This is a genomic window from Bacillus sp. SCT118 (genome assembly GCF_058566435.1).
Genome location: NZ_CP191225.1, coordinates 404,290 through 421,125 on the forward strand (window position 1 = coordinate 404,290; position 16,836 = coordinate 421,125).

16 protein-coding genes are annotated in these 16,836 nt (G+C 45.7%); 12 read left to right on the forward strand and 4 right to left on the reverse strand.

The window, feature by feature from the left end:
• The first annotated feature begins 65 nt into the window (after window positions 1-65).
• Window positions 66-1,793: an ABC transporter ATP-binding protein gene (locus ACQVGT_RS02030; protein WP_015384914.1), complete on the forward strand. Its 1,728-nt coding sequence runs from the start codon at window positions 66-68 to the stop codon at window positions 1,791-1,793.
• Between the two features lie 9 nt (window positions 1,794-1,802).
• Window positions 1,803-2,327 (forward strand): dihydrofolate reductase family protein, encoded by a 525-nt coding sequence (locus tag ACQVGT_RS02035; protein WP_015384913.1) that lies wholly within the window; start codon window positions 1,803-1,805, stop codon window positions 2,325-2,327.
• A 40-nt stretch (window positions 2,328-2,367) separates the two neighbouring features.
• Here ACQVGT_RS02035 and ACQVGT_RS02040 read toward each other — a convergent pair whose 3' ends face one another.
• The 3 genes from ACQVGT_RS02040 to cls form a co-directional block, all read right to left on the reverse strand.
• Window positions 2,368-2,640, reverse strand: a complete 273-nt coding sequence (locus ACQVGT_RS02040; RefSeq protein WP_003227597.1) for a hypothetical protein — start codon at window positions 2,638-2,640, stop codon at window positions 2,368-2,370.
• 80 nt (window positions 2,641-2,720) lie between these two features.
• On the reverse strand, window positions 2,721-3,683 hold the full coding sequence (uvsE, locus tag ACQVGT_RS02045; protein ID WP_015384912.1) for a UV DNA damage repair endonuclease UvsE: 963 nt from the start codon (window positions 3,681-3,683) through the stop codon (window positions 2,721-2,723).
• Window positions 3,684-3,695: 12 nt separating this feature from the next.
• A complete protein-coding gene (gene cls / locus ACQVGT_RS02050; RefSeq protein WP_046340277.1) occupies window positions 3,696-4,892 on the reverse strand; it encodes a cardiolipin synthase in 1,197 nt (398 codons plus the stop codon).
• 154 nt (window positions 4,893-5,046) lie between these two features.
• On the opposite strand from cls, the gene ACQVGT_RS02055 reads away from it, so the two are divergent.
• The 4 genes from ACQVGT_RS02055 to pyrG all read left to right on the forward strand — a co-directional run bounded on the left by ACQVGT_RS02055 (window position 5,047) and on the right by pyrG (window position 10,853).
• A complete protein-coding gene (locus tag ACQVGT_RS02055) occupies window positions 5,047-7,164 on the forward strand; it encodes a heterodisulfide reductase-related iron-sulfur binding cluster (protein ID WP_015384910.1) in 2,118 nt (705 codons plus the stop codon).
• Window positions 7,161-8,300, forward strand: coding sequence for an acyl-CoA dehydrogenase AcdA (acdA, locus tag ACQVGT_RS02060; protein ID WP_015384909.1), 1,140 nt, complete (start codon window positions 7,161-7,163; stop codon window positions 8,298-8,300). The genes ACQVGT_RS02055 and acdA overlap by 4 nt, the downstream gene beginning before the upstream one ends.
• A 182-nt stretch (window positions 8,301-8,482) precedes the next feature.
• Window positions 8,483-9,004 carry a DNA-directed RNA polymerase subunit delta gene (gene rpoE, locus ACQVGT_RS02065; protein ID WP_015384908.1) on the forward strand — a complete coding sequence of 174 codons (522 nt, stop codon included), beginning with the start codon at window positions 8,483-8,485 and terminating at the stop codon, window positions 9,002-9,004.
• A 241-nt stretch (window positions 9,005-9,245) separates the two neighbouring features.
• On the forward strand, window positions 9,246-10,853 hold the full coding sequence (gene pyrG, locus ACQVGT_RS02070; RefSeq protein ID WP_003227612.1) for a glutamine hydrolyzing CTP synthase: 1,608 nt from the start codon (window positions 9,246-9,248) through the stop codon (window positions 10,851-10,853).
• Window positions 10,854-10,934: 81 nt separating this feature from the next.
• Here pyrG and ACQVGT_RS02075 read toward each other — a convergent pair whose 3' ends face one another.
• On the reverse strand, window positions 10,935-11,456 hold the full coding sequence (locus tag ACQVGT_RS02075) for a DUF2529 domain-containing protein (protein WP_015384907.1): 522 nt from the start codon (window positions 11,454-11,456) through the stop codon (window positions 10,935-10,937).
• A gap of 165 nt (window positions 11,457-11,621) precedes the next feature.
• Between ACQVGT_RS02075 and spo0F the strand changes: the two genes are divergently transcribed.
• The 6 genes from spo0F to ACQVGT_RS02105 all read left to right on the forward strand — a co-directional run bounded on the left by spo0F (window position 11,622) and on the right by ACQVGT_RS02105 (window position 16,831).
• Complete coding sequence (gene spo0F, locus ACQVGT_RS02080; protein WP_003227621.1) at window positions 11,622-11,996, forward strand: sporulation initiation phosphotransferase Spo0F; 375 nt, start codon at window positions 11,622-11,624, stop codon at window positions 11,994-11,996.
• A gap of 180 nt (window positions 11,997-12,176) precedes the next feature.
• Window positions 12,177-13,034, forward strand: a complete 858-nt coding sequence (locus ACQVGT_RS02085) for a class II fructose-bisphosphate aldolase (RefSeq protein ID WP_003243339.1) — start codon at window positions 12,177-12,179, stop codon at window positions 13,032-13,034.
• Window positions 13,035-13,153: 119 nt separating this feature from the next.
• Window positions 13,154-13,792: a fructose-6-phosphate aldolase gene (gene fsa / locus ACQVGT_RS02090; RefSeq protein WP_003227626.1), complete on the forward strand. Its 639-nt coding sequence runs from the start codon at window positions 13,154-13,156 to the stop codon at window positions 13,790-13,792.
• A 377-nt stretch (window positions 13,793-14,169) separates the two neighbouring features.
• On the forward strand, window positions 14,170-15,459 hold the full coding sequence (gene murA, locus ACQVGT_RS02095; RefSeq protein ID WP_003227628.1) for a UDP-N-acetylglucosamine 1-carboxyvinyltransferase: 1,290 nt from the start codon (window positions 14,170-14,172) through the stop codon (window positions 15,457-15,459).
• 30 nt (window positions 15,460-15,489) lie between these two features.
• Entirely contained in the window at window positions 15,490-16,455 is a 966-nt protein-coding gene (gene glpX, locus ACQVGT_RS02100; protein WP_014481197.1) for a class II fructose-bisphosphatase, read from the forward strand.
• A gap of 214 nt (window positions 16,456-16,669) precedes the next feature.
• Entirely contained in the window at window positions 16,670-16,831 is a 162-nt protein-coding gene (locus ACQVGT_RS02105) for a hypothetical protein (protein ID WP_003227632.1), read from the forward strand.
• Window positions 16,832-16,836 lie beyond the last annotated feature (5 nt).

Here is a 16,836-nt window from a genome sequence, read left to right on the forward strand (position 1 = left end):
AAACAGCCCGTGTATAGTATAATTGAGAAATATTATCAGTTATTTATACATTGGGGGAAGATAGGGTGCTGCGGCAATTTTTTTCATATTATAAACCATATAAAACGTTGTTCTTTCTCGACTTTTTCTCAGCGATCGCGGGAGGTTTAATGGAGCTGAGTTTTCCTTTGATCGTCAATTATTTTATTGATACCTTGCTGCCGGGCAGGGACTGGGGGCTGATCATCGCGACCTCAATCGGCTTATTTGCGGTGTATGCGCTTAGCTCGGCTCTTCAGTATATCGTGACCTACTGGGGACACATGCTTGGTATCAATATTGAGACTGATATGAGAAAGTCGCTTTTTGACCATTTGCAAAAGCTCTCGTTCAAATTTTACGACAACAACAAGACGGGAACGCTGATGTCGAAGCTCACGAACGATTTAATGTATATCGGTGAAGTCGCCCATCATGGTCCGGAAGACTTATTTATTGCAGTCATGACCATTCTCGGGGCGTTCGGAGTGATGCTGTTTATTAACTGGCAGCTTGCTTTATTAACGTTTATCATTATGCCGATCGTCATTTGGCTAGCGCTTTATTTCAACAAAAAAATGACCAAAGCGTTTACCACGCTGAACAAGGATATCGGAGACTTCAGCGCGCGTGTAGAAAATAACATCGGCGGTATCCGGCTTGTGCAGGCGTTCGGAAATGAAGCGTTTGAAAAAGAACGCTTCGCCGTCAACAACCAGCGTTTTCGTGTCACAAAGCTTTCTTCCTACAAAATCATGGCGAAAAACGGGTCAATCAGCTATATGCTGACCCGGTTTGTCACGCTGTTTGTCCTTTTGTGCGGGACGTGGTTTGTCATTCGCGGCTCCTTATCGTACGGGGAATTTGTGGCGTTTGTGCTCCTGACGAATGTGCTGTTCAGGCCTATTGACAAAATTAATGCCATTATCGAAATGTATCCGAGGGGGATCGCGGGTTTCAAAAGCTATATGGAGCTCATGGAGACAGAGCCGGACATTCAGGATTCACCTGATGCGAGAGATGTTTCCGGCCTGAAGGGCAATATCCGCTATGAACATGTTTCGTTTGGCTATGATGGACATCACAATGTCCTCAATGACATCAACCTATCCATTCAAGCGGGGGAAACGGTGGCGTTCGTTGGTCCGTCAGGTGCGGGGAAATCAACGCTTTGCAGTCTGCTGCCGCGTTTTTATGAAGCATCGGAGGGCGACATTACGATTGACGGCACCAGTATAAAAGACATGACGCTTTCTTCGTTGCGCGGGCAGATTGGCGTCGTGCAGCAGGACGTTTTCTTATTCTCGGGCACGCTTAGAGAAAATATCGCCTACGGCCGATTAGGCGCATCAGAAGAAGACATTTGGCAAGCTGTGAAGCAGGCGCATCTGGAAGAGCTCGTCCATAACATGCCCGATGGGTTGGATACTATGATTGGCGAACGCGGCGTGAAGCTTTCCGGCGGGCAAAAACAGCGTCTGTCAATTGCAAGGATGTTCTTGAAAAATCCGTCGATCTTGATTCTCGACGAAGCCACCTCAGCCCTTGATACAGAAACGGAAGCGGCGATCCAAAAGGCGCTTCAAGAGTTGTCTGAGGGGCGCACGACGCTTGTCATCGCCCACAGGCTGGCGACGATCAAAGACGCGGACAGAATTGTAGTCGTCACAAACAACGGTATTGAAGAACAAGGCCGTCATCAAGACCTGATCGAAGCCGGAGGCCTATACAGCAGGCTGCATCAAGCGCAATTCGGGCAAATGGTGCATCGATAGGAGGAGAACATGGAAAGAAAAACTGTGCTGTACATTGCTGTTTCATTGGACGGGATGATCGCAAAAGAAGATGGAAGCATCGATTGGCTGGATGAATTTGAAGGTGAAGGTGACAACGGCTACAGTGATTTTTATCAGACTGTTGATACAGTCATTTTAGGGCGGAGCACATATGAGCACGTTAAAGTGCTAACACCGGTTTTCCCGTATCAGGATAAAACCTGCTATGTTTTTACAGGATCGCCCGACAGTTATCAAGATGAACATGTGACGTTTATCAATGAGGGAGCCAGAGCCTTCACTGCCCGTTTGAAACAGGAAAAAGGCTCAAACATCTGGATAGCTGGCGGGGCAGAGCTGATGAATGCCTTTATGAAAGAAGATGCCATTGATGAATTCATCATCACTGTTATTCCCGTCGTTTTAGGAAGCGGCATCCCGCTGTTTCACGAACTAACAAATGAAACAAAACTGCGGTTAAAAGGGACAAAACAATTTGGACAAGCGGTTCAGCTCCATTATGTAAGAGCATAAGAAAAAGGATAGACAGATGTCTATCCTTTTTGTATGTAAGTTAGAGCGCTTCTCTCTCAGCAGGCTCGATGAGATTTTGGAATTTTTCAATGAGCTGTGATGCTTTTGTTCCTTCAACTACGATCAGATATTCCTTTTCATTATGAGCCATGCGGAATGTTTCAAGCTCAATTAAGCTTTTGATTTTGCACATCGTTTTCTTTGAATAAATATAAACCTCGTGGCTTCCGGAATGGCACATTTTATAAAGATGAATCAAATTTCTTAAAGTAAAGGCCTGTGCGGCTACTTTCAGAGACTTGATATTTTTCATGATCTTTCTCCTCCATCGATTGTTGTCTTATATAGCCTAAGTTCCCAAAGCGGACAAGTAGTAAACCTATTTTTGCACATTTATGATTTCCATTGCAGCGCACCGCCCCCGAGGCGTTTGACACCGCGGATGGAGCTTAATTCATCCATCAAGCGGAGAAGCGCCTTGTCTTTCTGCTTTGCTTCAATCATGAAATCAATATTAGTTCCCCATTGCCTAAAGCGTTCCAACAGCGGCAGCAAAAAGTTAGCATCAACATAATCGGCATGGCTGCGTATCGCTTGCTCCGATTTTGGGGAAGACAAGTGAACCTTTGGCTGAAGGCCGATCCGCTCCCACGTTTTGATCATGCGGGGCAGTGCTTCATTCAGGTCGGCGTGATCGTCTGGATTGGCATAAAAATGATGAAAGTCAAAGACAAACGGAACATCCTCCTGCTCACAGACCTGAAGCGTTTCTTCCGTTGTATATGTTTTATCATCATTTTCAAGTGTCATCCGCTCTTTGATCTCCTGCGGCAGCTGTTTTATATTTTGATGAAATTGTGCAGTGGCGGTGTCTTTATTTCCGTAAGCGCCGCCAATATGAATGTTGATAACGGAGCGATCAGCAATGCCCATGGCCTCAAGCATGCGGTAGTGATACGCCATATCGGTTACCGCATTTTTTGTGACGGATTCCTTCGGGCTCGTAAACAGAGTGAATTGATTTGGATGAAAGCTTGTTCGCAGTTGATGTGTTTTAACAAGCTCTCCAATCTCCCGAAACTCTTTTTGAAACGGTGTTACAAAATCCCACATCACGTCGGGATGCGTAGCCAGCGGCACAATCGAACTGGAAAAACGGTACAAAGGAATGCCGTGGCCGATGATATAGTGAAGGGTTCTCATCGTATTGCGCAAATTGGCTTTTGTCACAGTCAGAAGCGCTTCTTTTCTTTCAGTCTTTGAAAGCTTTGAATAACGCGCGAATGTCAATGTTTTAGCGGGAGACGCATCCCAAAGGCTCATCGCATTTGAAACGAACCCGAATCTGAAAATCATAGGAACTCTCCTTTATAAGAAATAAGATAATGCCCTGCCGAGCCATTCCGCCGGGCGCTGCCTGAATGTGCGCTTGCTGAAATCCTCCATGGTCAGCCGCTCCGACTTTTTCATATCCTCCTCAATCGTGGCATAGACTTCACTTGTAAACGCTTCGTCATCAATTTCGACATTCACCTCTTCATTTAAAAACAGGCTTCGTTTATCGAAGTTGGCTGTTCCGATAATGCTAAGATGGTCGTCTATGATGAGGGCTTTTACATGATAAAACCCTTGATAATAACGATAAATAAGACAGCCGGCATCCAAGAGCTCCGAATAATACGTAAAAGCTGCTTCTCGTACCAGCGGATGGTCTGATTTCATCGGTACAATGATTCTCACGGATACGCCGTTTTTTCTTGCGTTAATGAGGGCCTCTTGAAGCGGCTTTGATGGAATGTAATAAGGCGTGCAAACCGTAAGGCGATTCTTCGCTTGGGCAATATTGACCAAGTATTTGTTTTCAAGGGAATAACCGTCGGTCGCATATATCTTGTGAGAAATAGTCCCTTGCTGAAGCTTTGGCCAAACATCCGAACCCAGTTCGATTCCGGTATTTCGTTTTAGATCAGAAGCAAAAAGCGTTTGAAGATCATGTACGCCTTCTCCCATCATGCGCAGATGATAATCCTCCCAATTGCCGAACTTCGCCTTCTTTCCAAGATATTCTTCGGCGATGTTAAACCCGCCGATATAACCGATTTTTCCGTCTATCACAGTAATCTTCCGGTGATTCCGTTTTTGCATGTGAAAAAAGAAAAAAGGAAAACGGGGACGATTCATCACATGGACATGGACGCCGGCATTTTTCATCGTCTGCAGCGCCGTTTTTTTAATTGCCCGGCAGCCCGCCCAATCCAGAAGCAAATAAACGGAGACGCCAGCTTGGGCTTTTGTTTTCAGCAAGGTATACATATTGTGGCTGACCTCATCATTTTTCATAATAAAAAACATCATGTGAACAGAAGAGGCGGCCTGACGAATATCATTCATCATCCGCTCAACGAGATCAGCGCCGCAGTGGATCAATTCGATGTCACTCTTCTTTTTTGAAAAAACAGGCTCGTACGCCTTTTTTCTGTATCCGGCACGGCCCATGAAGATATCAAGCAGAATCAAGGCAAAGAAAATAACGACAATGATCATAATCACGATAAATACCTTCATACCGGCACTCCTTTCCGTAGTAAAGGTAGTGTGCCCGAACAGCAGGAATTTAATTATTGACTGAACACTCATTCATTATTTATCATAAAGATAATCTTATACAGATTCGGGGGTAGGGGATCGCGGTCTTTATCAGTAAAAAGGGGGAATTGGAATGAGCGGCTTTCTCATCGCAAATGCATTATTATTTCTGATTGTAACCGCTTACGCTGTCTATTTGTTTGTATACTTGGTCAAAACGAGACTGGCCTACATCAAGCTCGGCCAGAAAGAACAATTTGATCAACGGTTCAAGGAACGGCTTCACGCCATATGGGTGAATGTATTCGGACAGAAAAAACTGCTCAAGGACAAGAAAAGCGGAATCATTCACGTCATGTTTTTCTACGGATTTATATTGGTTCAGTTCGGAGCAATTGACTTTATCATCAAAGGACTGGCTCCCGGCCGGAATCTGCCGCTTGGCCCGGTCTATCCCGCCTTCACCTTTTTTCAGGAAATTGTTACGTTTCTCATTTTAATTGCTGTTGGGTGGGCATTCTACAGACGTTATATCGAAAAGCTCGTGAGGCTGAAACGCGGTTTCAAAGCCGGACTCGTTCTCATTTTTATCGGAGGATTAATGCTGACCGTTCTGCTTGGGAACGGGATGAATCTGATTTGGCATGAGCATGGGCTTTCTTGGAGCGAGCCAATCGCCTCAGGTATTGCGTTTATGCTTAGCGGTGTCGGGAAAACAGGCGCGGCGGTGATTTTCTATATCGCTTGGTGGATCCATCTTCTGTTCTTGCTTAGCTTTTTAGTGTACGTGCCTCAGTCGAAGCATGCCCATTTAATCGCCGGCCCGGCAAACGTCTTTTTCAATCGAATGGAATCTGCCGGAAAACTTGAAAAAATTGATTTTACCGACGAAACGAAAGAAAGCTACGGAGCGGGAAAAATTGAGGATTTCAGGCAGTCTCAGCTGCTTGATCTGTACGCGTGTGTCGAGTGCGGCCGCTGTACAAATATGTGTCCTGCAACAGGCACCGGAAAAATGCTTTCTCCGATGGATTTGATTTTGCGTCTCAGAGACCATCTCACGGAAAAAGGCGCTGCCGTCACCTCGCGCTCCCCATGGGTGCCCGCAGCAGCATTTCGGCATACGAGAGGCAATCAGCTGGCTGCGGCGTCAGCGGGCAGCGGATCGCAGGAAGCCGCAGCGGCGCTTGATTACAATCCAAGCTTGATCGGCGACGTCATCACAGAGGAAGAAATTTGGGCATGCACCACTTGCCGGAACTGTGAGGATCAATGCCCGGTCATGAATGAGCACGTGGATAAAATCATCGATCTCCGCCGCTACCTCGTACTGACAGAAGGAAAAATGGACAGTGACGCCCAGCGCGCAATGACAAGTATTGAGCGGCAGGGGAATCCGTGGGGACTCAACCGCAAGGAACGTGAAAATTGGCGTGACGAGGCGCCGGATGCTGAGATTCCGACTGTAAAAGAAATGAAAAAAGAAGGAAAAGAATTTGAGTACCTTTTCTGGGTAGGCTCCATGGGGTCTTACGACAACAGAAGCCAGAAAATCGCAATTTCCTTTGCCAAGCTGCTCAATCACGCGGGCGTGTCCTTCGCGATCCTAGGCAATAAAGAAAAAAATTCAGGAGACACGCCGCGCCGCCTCGGAAATGAATTTTTGTTCCAAGAGCTGGCTGAGAAGAATATTTCTGAATTTGAAAAAAATGATGTCAAAAAAATCGTTACGATCGATCCCCATGCATACAATTTATTTAAAAACGAATATCCGGATTTCGGATTTGAAGGCGAGGTTTATCATCATACAGAAGTGCTGGCCGAGCTTGTGAAAAACGGAAAATTAAATCCGCAGCACCCGCTTCATGAGACGATTACCTTTCATGATTCGTGCTATTTGGGCCGGTACAATGAAGTCTATGATCCGCCGAGAGAGATTTTGAAAGCCATTCCGGGCGTGCAGCTTGTTGAAATGGAGAGAAACCGGGAAACCGGCATGTGCTGCGGAGCTGGCGGGGGATTAATGTGGATGGAGGAAGAAACAGGCAACAGGATTAACGTCGCCAGGACAGAGCAAGCGCTCGCAGTCAACCCATCGGTGATCAGTTCCGGCTGTCCGTACTGTCTCACAATGCTTGGGGACGGCACAAAGGCGAAGGAAGCCGAAGACCAAGTCAAAACGTACGACGTCGTCGAGCTTCTGGCTCAATCCGTTTTAGGCGCTGATCTGAAAATGGGGGAGAAGCAATGAATTTTTCATTATCAGAAGAACATGAGATGATACGAAAATTGGTGCGCGATTTTTCGAAGCATGAGGTGGCCCCGACAGCGGCAGAACGAGACGAACAAGAACGCTTCGATCGCGAGCTGTTTCGGGAAATGGCAAATCTGGGGCTGACGGGAATTCCGTGGCCTGAAGATTACGGCGGAATTGGAAGTGACTATTTAGCCTACGTCATCGCGGTGGAGGAGCTGTCAAAAGTGTGCGCCTCCACCGGTGTGACGCTTTCCGCCCATATCTCTCTTTGCAGCTGGCCGCTGTTTGCCTTTGGGACGGAGGAGCAGAAGACAGAGTACTTAACACAGCTGGCCCTCGGAGAGAAAATCGGCGCATTCGCTTTGACTGAAGCAGGGTCTGGCTCTGACGCCGGCAGCATGAAAACAACTGCTGAACGAATCGGCGATGACTATGTGTTAAATGGTTCCAAAGTGTTTATCACAAACGGCGGCGTTGCTGATATTTACATTGTTTTTGCCGTCACCGATCCCGAGAAAAAGAAAAAAGGCATTACCGCTTTTATAGTAGAAAAGGATTTTGAAGGATTTTTTACAGGCAAGAAAGAAAAGAAGCTGGGCATCCGTTCTTCACCGACAACGGAAATCATGTTCGAAGATTGTGTAGTGCCCGCATCAAAGCGTCTCGGAGAAGAAGGAGAAGGCTTCAAAATCGCGATGAAGACGCTTGACGGAGGAAGAAACGGCATAGCCGCACAAGCCGTGGGCATCGCCCAAGGAGCGCTTGATGCGGCGCTTCAATATGCAAAAGAGCGAAAGCAATTCGGAAAATCGATCGGCGAGCAGCAGGGCATCGCTTTTAAACTCGCGGATATGGCGACAATGATAGAAGCTTCAAGGCTATTGACCTATCAGGCTGCGTGGTTAGAATCATCGGGCCTTCCATATGGAAAAGCTTCCGCCATGTCCAAACTGATGGCTGGGGATACGGCGATGAAGGTGACGACCGAAGCCGTGCAGATTTTCGGCGGCTACGGCTATACAAAAGATTATCCGGTAGAACGCTATATGCGTGATGCAAAAATCACGCAAATCTATGAAGGCACTCAAGAAATTCAAAGACTGGTCATCTCCAGAATGCTCGCGGATTAACGGAAAACATCTCTCAGTCGGATCACTCTTGTAAAATTATTTAAATTAACGCTGTTAAGGGTAGCATATTCTGTTTTATTTTGTTTATAATGAGAGGTATGGTTTGTATAAGAACGATACAAAATCGCTTACATTATTGATAAAACAGATACATATAAGTAATAGAAAGGGAGTGTCCGACCTTGGGTATCAAACAATATTCACAGGAAGAGCTAAAGGAAATGGCTTTAGTTGAAATCGCTCACGAATTATTTGAAGAACATAAAAAACCAGTTCTGTTTCAGGAGCTTTTAAATGAAATCGCATCTTTGCTCGGCGTGAAAAAAGAAGAGCTTGGAGACCGCATCGCTCAATTTTATACAGATTTAAACATTGACGGCCGCTTCCTGGCGCTTTCTGACCAGACGTGGGGGCTTCGCAGCTGGTATCCGTATGATCAGCTTGATGAAGAAACTCAGCCTACAGTCAAGGCGAAAAAGAAAAAAGCGAAGAAAGCAGTCGAAGAAGATCTTGATCTTGACGAGTTTGAAGAGATCGACGAAGACGACCTTGATTTGGATGAAGTTGAGGAAGAACTCGATCTTGAAGCCGACGATTTTGACGAAGAAGATCTTGATGAAGACGACGATGATCTTGAGATCGAAGAAGATATTATTGATGAAGATGATGAAGACTATGATGATGAAGAAGAGGAAATTAAATAGTATCAGATTTCATCTTCAAAACGATCTTGACTTTCATAGTCGAACTATGTAGTATGTATTTTGGGCTCTTCAAAAACGAAGAGAGAACATAGTACGTTATGCTCCCTTTCAAGAAATTGAAAGGGAGCTTTCTTATTTTCACCCCTCATTTTTCTTATAAATCATTTAAAAGGCTAAATGATTTTTTATAAAATAGTACATTTTAAAAATGTAGCTAAGAGCGAAGAGAGGAGCAAACGAAATGACGAAATATATTTTTGTAACCGGGGGAGTTGTATCCTCACTTGGAAAGGGTATTGTAGCAGCTTCATTAGGGCGTTTGCTGAAAAACCGCGGACTGAACGTGACGATTCAGAAATTCGATCCATACATCAACGTTGACCCGGGAACAATGAGCCCGTACCAGCACGGTGAAGTATTCGTAACGGATGACGGCGCTGAAACAGACTTGGACCTTGGTCACTATGAGCGTTTTATCGACATTAACCTGAATAAATTCAGCAACGTGACAACAGGTAAAATCTATTCAACAGTTCTTAAAAAAGAACGCCGCGGAGATTACCTTGGCGGAACCGTACAGGTCATCCCGCACATCACAAACGAATTGAAAGACCGTGTTTACCGCGCAGGGAAAGAGACAAACGCAGATGTTGTTATTACAGAAATCGGCGGTACTGTCGGAGACATCGAATCACTGCCATTCCTTGAAGCAATCCGCCAAATGAAGAGCGACATCGGCCGTGAAAACGTAATGTACATCCACTGTACGCTTGTACCTTACATTAAAGCTGCTGGCGAATTAAAAACAAAACCGACACAGCACAGCGTAAAAGAATTGCGCAGCTTGGGCATTCAGCCAAACATCATCGTCGTTCGTACAGAAATGCCGATTTCTCAAGATATGAAAGATAAAATCGCGCTTTTCTGCGACATCGATACAAAAGCGGTTATTGAATGTGAAGATGCGGACAACCTTTACTCCATTCCGCTGGAGCTTCAAAAACAAGGGCTTGATAAGCTTGTTTGCGAGCACATGAAATTGGCTTGCAAAGAAGCGGAAATGTCCGAGTGGAAAGAGCTTGTTAACAAAGTCAGCAATCTGTCTCAAACGATTACAATCGGCCTTGTCGGCAAATACGTTGAGCTTCCTGACGCATACATTTCTGTTGTCGAGTCTCTCCGCCATGCGGGCTATGCGTTTGATACAGATGTAAAAGTGAAGTGGATCAACGCAGAAGAAGTGACAGAAAACAATATCGCAGAACTCACAAGCGGAACAGACGGCATCATTGTGCCGGGCGGATTCGGAGACCGCGGTGTTGAAGGCAAAATCGTCGCGACAAAATACGCGCGCGAAAACAACATTCCGTTCTTGGGCATTTGCTTGGGCATGCAGGTGGCGTCTATTGAATACGCACGAAACGTATTGGGCTTAAAAGGCGCTCACTCAGCGGAAATTGATCCGTCAACTCAATACCCGATCATTGATCTTCTTCCTGAACAAAAGGATGTTGAGGATCTCGGAGGAACGCTTCGTCTCGGCCTTTACCCTTGTAAGCTAGAAGAAGGTACGAAAGCCTTTGAAGTGTATCAGGATGAAGTGGTGTACGAGCGCCACCGCCACCGCTATGAGTTTAACAATGAATTCAGACAGCAAATGGAAGAGCAAGGCTTCGTATTCTCAGGCACAAGCCCTGATGGACGCCTTGTTGAAATCATCGAGCTGAAAGACCACCCTTGGTTCGTGGCTTCTCAGTTCCACCCAGAGTTCAAGTCAAGACCGACAAGACCTCAGCCTCTATTCAAAGGCTTTATCGGAGCGTCTGTCGAAGCTGCAAATCAGAAGTAATAAAAAAGACTTGCCGTTTGTCAAAAGCGGGCAAGTCTTTTTTATTTGTTTCCGGTAAGTTCCAGCATGTACAATAAGATATTATGCATACTCTTGCAGAATTTCTTTTAGTGTAAACGATAAAGCGTGATAGACATACAGTGCTGTCATTAAAGAGGGAAACCCGTAACGGGTGCCGTCTTCATCGGGAACAAGCGGCATTTTTAATTTAGAATCAATATGCACATCACAATACTGTTCTAATCCCGTACTGTCTTTGGCTGCGGGCGATACGCATACGACTCCCGCACCTTTTTCATAAAGCTCTTTTGCGAGCGCCTGTTCTTCGGCTGTGCCCGTCCCTGAGCAAAACATCAGCACCCTGTCGCTTTCTGTCACTTCCTCAGCGCTTTCTGGAAAGGCTTTGACAGATGGGAAGGGTTCTTTGCTTTCGGTGGCCTCATAAAAGACGCCCTGAAGCTCATTCGCTCCGTATAAATAAATGGAATGCCCGCTGATCACCGCTTGAGCAAGCAGCCGCGCCCCATCTTCAATCGCGTCAGATTCCTTATCCTGAATGCGGGAAAAAATACCTGTTAACTGCGTCGTGAATATTTTCAACATAAGTGAATCCTCCTTTATAACGTACAATATCAGTATACAACAAAAGAGAAAATGCTCAGAAAATGTCGTAAAGTAGACTATTATAATTAAAGGAAATAGGAAAATCAAACAGAATACATACAATACTGCTTACTTTTGACGAAAATCATAATATTGGGGTGTAAAATGATGAATGAAAAAATTTTAATCGTTGATGATCAATACGGCATTCGTATTTTGCTAAATGAAGTGTTCAATAAAGAAGGCTACCAGACGTTTCAGGCTGCGAACGGCCTGCAGGCGCTTGACATTGTGACAAAAGAACGGCCCGACCTTGTGCTTTTGGACATGAAAATTCCCGGCATGGACGGAATCGAAATCTTAAAACGGATGAAGGTCATTGACGAAAACATCCGGGTCATTATCATGACGGCATACGGAGAGCTCGACATGATCCAAGAATCGAAGGAATTGGGCGCTCTGACGCACTTTGCCAAGCCGTTTGACATCGACGAAATCAGAGACGCCGTCAAAAAATATCTGCCCCTGAAGTCTAACTGACAAAAAGAAGAAACAAATGAATCATGTCATTATGTTGCCGATTTGTCGAAAAGTTGGTATCCTAGTTATGGAGAAAAAGCGATCTGAGTATTTACATATGACAGCAATATATGGGTCATGCTAGGGTGGAAAGCTTTTTTCGCTAGAAGACAATCAGGCTACATAAGGAGGACATTCGACATGCCTTTAGTTTCTATGACGGAAATGTTGAATACAGCTAAAGAAAAAGGGTATGCTGTAGGACAATTTAACTTAAACAACCTTGAGTTTACTCAAGCGATTTTACAAGCAGCTGAAGAAGAAAAATCTCCAGTGATCCTTGGTGTTTCCGAAGGTGCGGGACGCTACATGGGCGGCTTCAAAACAGTCGTTGCTATGGTAAAAGCACTTATGGAAGAGTACAAAGTGACAGTTCCTGTTGCGATTCACTTAGACCACGGTTCAAGCTTTGAATCTTGTGCGAAAGCGATTCATGCAGGTTTCACATCTGTAATGATCGACGCTTCTCACCATCCATTTGAAGAAAACGTAGCAACAACTGCTAAAGTTGTTGAGCTTGCTCATTTCCACGGAGTATCTGTAGAAGCTGAGCTTGGAACAGTAGGCGGACAAGAAGATGACGTTATCGCTGAAGGCGTAATCTACGCTGACCCTAAAGAGTGCCAAGAGCTTGTTGAGCGCACTGGCATCGACTGCCTTGCACCTGCATTAGGTTCTGTTCACGGCCCTTACAAAGGTGAGCCAAACCTTGGCTTCAAAGAAATGGAAGAGATTGGAAAATCAACTGGTCTTCCGCTAGTTCTTCACGGCGGTACTGGAATTCCGACTGCTGACATCAAAAAATCAATTTCACTTGGTACAGCTAAAATCAACGTGAATACTGAAAACCAAATTTCTTCTGCAAAAGCTGTTCGCGAAACATTGGCAGCTAAGCCTGACGAGTACGATCCACGTAAATACCTTGGACCAGCTCGTGAAGCGATCAAAGAAACAGTTATCGGTAAAATGCGTGAATTTGGTTCTTCAAACCAAGCTTAATTCAATTGGAACTTTTTATAGCCGCCTGACAGCTTGACAGGCGGTTTTCCGTCTATCTTTAGAAAGCGCAATCATATTCGCAGTTCAGAAAATTTCTTAATCAGGGAGGCTTTTTGAAAATGTTATTCTTTGTTGATACAGCCAATATCGATGAAATTAGAGAAGCGAATGAATTAGGAATTCTCGCCGGTGTAACGACGAATCCTAGTTTAGTAGCAAAGGAAGCTAACGTATCATTCCACGACCGTCTTCGCGAGATCACAGACGTCGTGAAAGGGTCTGTAAGCGCAGAGGTTATTTCTTTGAAAGCTGAGGAAATGATCGAGGAAGGAAAAGAACTGGCGAAGATCGCTCCGAACATTACGGTGAAAATCCCAATGACGTCTGACGGTTTAAAAGCGGTAAGAGCACTTACTGACTTAGGCATCAAAACAAACGTTACATTGATCTTCAATGCCAACCAGGCGCTTCTTGCTGCCAGAGCGGGGGCAACATATGTATCTCCATTCCTGGGACGTTTAGATGACATCGGCCACAACGGGCTTGACCTGATTTCAGAAGTTAAACAGATTTTTGACATTCACGGGCTTGACACGCAAATCATTGCAGCGTCAATCCGCCATCCGCAGCACGTGACAGAAGCTGCTCTTAGAGGGGCTCATATCGGCACAATGCCGCTGAAAGTCATTCATGCGCTCACTAAACACCCGTTAACAGACAAAGGAATCGAACAATTCCTGGCAGACTGGAACAAATAATGAAAGGGGCGGCAAACAGCTTTATGCCTGTTTGCCGCGGCCTTTGTATTTCACCGACCTGATACAGCGGATCTTCAGATGCTGACGCCGCTTTACAGAGAAGGAATCATTGGGCTGCAGAAGCTGATATCGGAATGAAGGGTATGCGTACTGCTTTTGCCGGATGACGACGATGTCTCTCGAGCCGGCGGGTCTCTGTGCATCTTTTGAAACCTGTACCCCCAAAGCTTCGCTATTTTCTTCCTGATATTTTACAATGTGTTGTATTCTTTCTCTTCGAATTGGCTAGATTTTGGACATGAGCTTTATTTGCAGAGACAGAATAAAATGACATTTTATTTAGCTCCGCAGCTATCTTCTTATGGAAGGAGACTATCATGGAAAAGTTGAATATTGCCGGCGGTGACTCGTTAAACGGTACAGTACATATCAGCGGCGCTAAAAACAGCGCTGTTGCGTTAATACCTGCAACCATTTTGGCAAATTCCGAGGTGACAATTGAAGGGCTTCCAGAGATTTCAGATATTGAAACGCTGCGTGACCTGTTAAAGGAAATCGGCGGAAACGTGCATTTTGAGAATGGGGAAATGGTTGTTGATCCTACGTCGATGATCAGCATGCCGCTTCCTAACGGGAAAGTAAAAAAGCTTCGCGCGTCATATTATTTAATGGGGGCGATGCTCGGCCGCTTCAAGCAGGCGGTCATTGGATTGCCTGGCGGCTGTCACTTAGGGCCCCGTCCGATTGATCAGCATATCAAAGGCTTTGAAGCACTCGGAGCTGAAGTAACCAATGAACAAGGCGCCATTTATTTGCGAGCTGAAAGGCTCAGAGGCGCACGGATTTATTTAGATGTCGTAAGCGTTGGGGCAACGATTAACATTATGCTCGCCGCTGTTTTGGCAGAAGGGAAAACGATCATCGAAAACGCTGCCAAGGAGCCTGAGATCATTGACGTCGCGACATTGCTTACCAGCATGGGCGCCAAAATCAAAGGTGCGGGCACCAATGTGATTCGAATCGACGGCGTGAAGGAACTGCACGGCTGCAAGCATACGATCATTCCGGACAGAATTGAGGCCGGGACATTTATGATTGCAGGGGCTGCAATGGGCAAGGAAGTCATTATCGATAACGTCATTCCCACTCATCTAGAGTCGTTAACGGCAAAGCTGAGAGAAATGGGCTATCATATCGAAACAAGCGACGACCAGCTTCTCATTGTCGGCGGGCAGAAGAACTTAAAGCCGGTTGACGTCAAAACCCTCGTATACCCGGGGTTTCCGACTGATTTACAGCAGCCGATGACGGCGCTCCTGACAAGGGCGAAAGGGACGAGTGTCGTCACAGACACCATCTACTCAGCAAGATTCAAGCACATTGATGAGCTGAGACGAATGGGTGCCAATATGAAAGTAGAAGGCAGATCTGCCATCATCACAGGTCCTGTCGAGCTTCAAGGCGCAAAAGTGAAGGCGAGTGATCTGCGTGCCGGAGCCTGCTTGGTGGTAGCCGGACTGATGGCTGATGGCGTCACGGAAATTACGGGACTGGAGCATATTGACCGCGGATACAGCAGCCTTGAGAAGAAGCTTGAGGGGCTTGGAGCGACAATTTGGCGTGAAAGAATGACTGACGAAGAAATAGAACAGCTTCAAAATTCATAATGGTTTCTTGTGAGAGGAGATCGTGTTGAAATGGAAAGAAGTTTATCAATGGAATTGGTACGTGTGACCGAAGCTGCGGCATTGGCATCAGCAAGATGGATGGGCCGGGGAAAAAAAGATGAGGCTGATGAAGCGGCAACAAGTGCAATGAGAGACGTTTTTGATACAGTGCCGATGAAAGGGACCGTTGTAATCGGTGAAGGGGAAATGGACGAAGCGCCGATGCTGTATATCGGGGAAAAACTCGGAAACGGGTACGGCCCTCGCGTTGATGTCGCAGTTGACCCTCTTGAAGGCACAAACATTTTAGCAAGCGGCGGCTGGAACGCGCTGACGGTTATCGCAGTCGCAGACCATGGCACGCTTCTGAATGCTCCTGACATGTATATGCAAAAAATCGCAGTCGGTCCGGAAGCGGTGGGCTGCATTGACATCGAAGCACCTGTCATTGACAACCTTAAAGCGGTGGCAAAAGCGAAAAATAAGGACGTTGAGGACGTCGTTGCCACAATTTTAAACCGTGAAAGACACGAAAAAATCATTTCCGAGCTTCGTGAGGCCGGCGCCAGAATCAAATTGATCAATGACGGCGATGTCGCAGGCGCCATCAACACGGCTTTCGACCACACGGGCGTTGATATTCTGTTCGGATCAGGCGGCGCTCCTGAGGGTGTGCTTTCCGCTGTTGCGCTAAAAGCACTCGGCGGAGAAATCATTGGTAAACTTCTTCCGCAAAGCGAAGAAGAAATCACACGCTGTCACAAAATGGGCCTTGATTTAAGCAAAGTCCTTCGCATGGAAGACCTTGTGAAGGGTGATGACGCGATTTTTGCAGCTACAGGGGTTACTGACGGCGAGCTGTTAAAAGGAGTTCAATTCAAAGGCTCTGTCGGTACAACTGAAAGCTTAGTTATCCGTGCAAAATCAGGTACTGTCCGTTTCGTTGACGGCAGACACAGCTTGAAAAAGAAACCAAATCTTGTAATCCGTCCATAACAAACAGAAAAAGCGGGTGTGAGCCCGCTTTAACTTTTGCAGAAAAGCGTCAACTCTATCAATTCCGTGTCAAAACCTTATTTCAGTTGAATAATTTTTTGAAATAAGGTAAAAATAAAGAGTGCTGCGAATTTTACTGCGTAATACCTTCTTTTAAGCACTAGGAAAGTTTCAATTTCTACCGCATACAGACGATATAAGTATTGATCTTCTCATGTTTTTGTCCTCGCTTCCTTCAAAACTCATTAAGACAATCCTTTTAACAAAAGCGCCGATCATGGGTGGAAGTGTTACCGATAGAAGTTCCTTTATGTTAAAAAAAGAATGTGCTTTGGCGGATGTTGTGCAAAAGCAGCAGATGACATGTTCAGAGTAAGATAT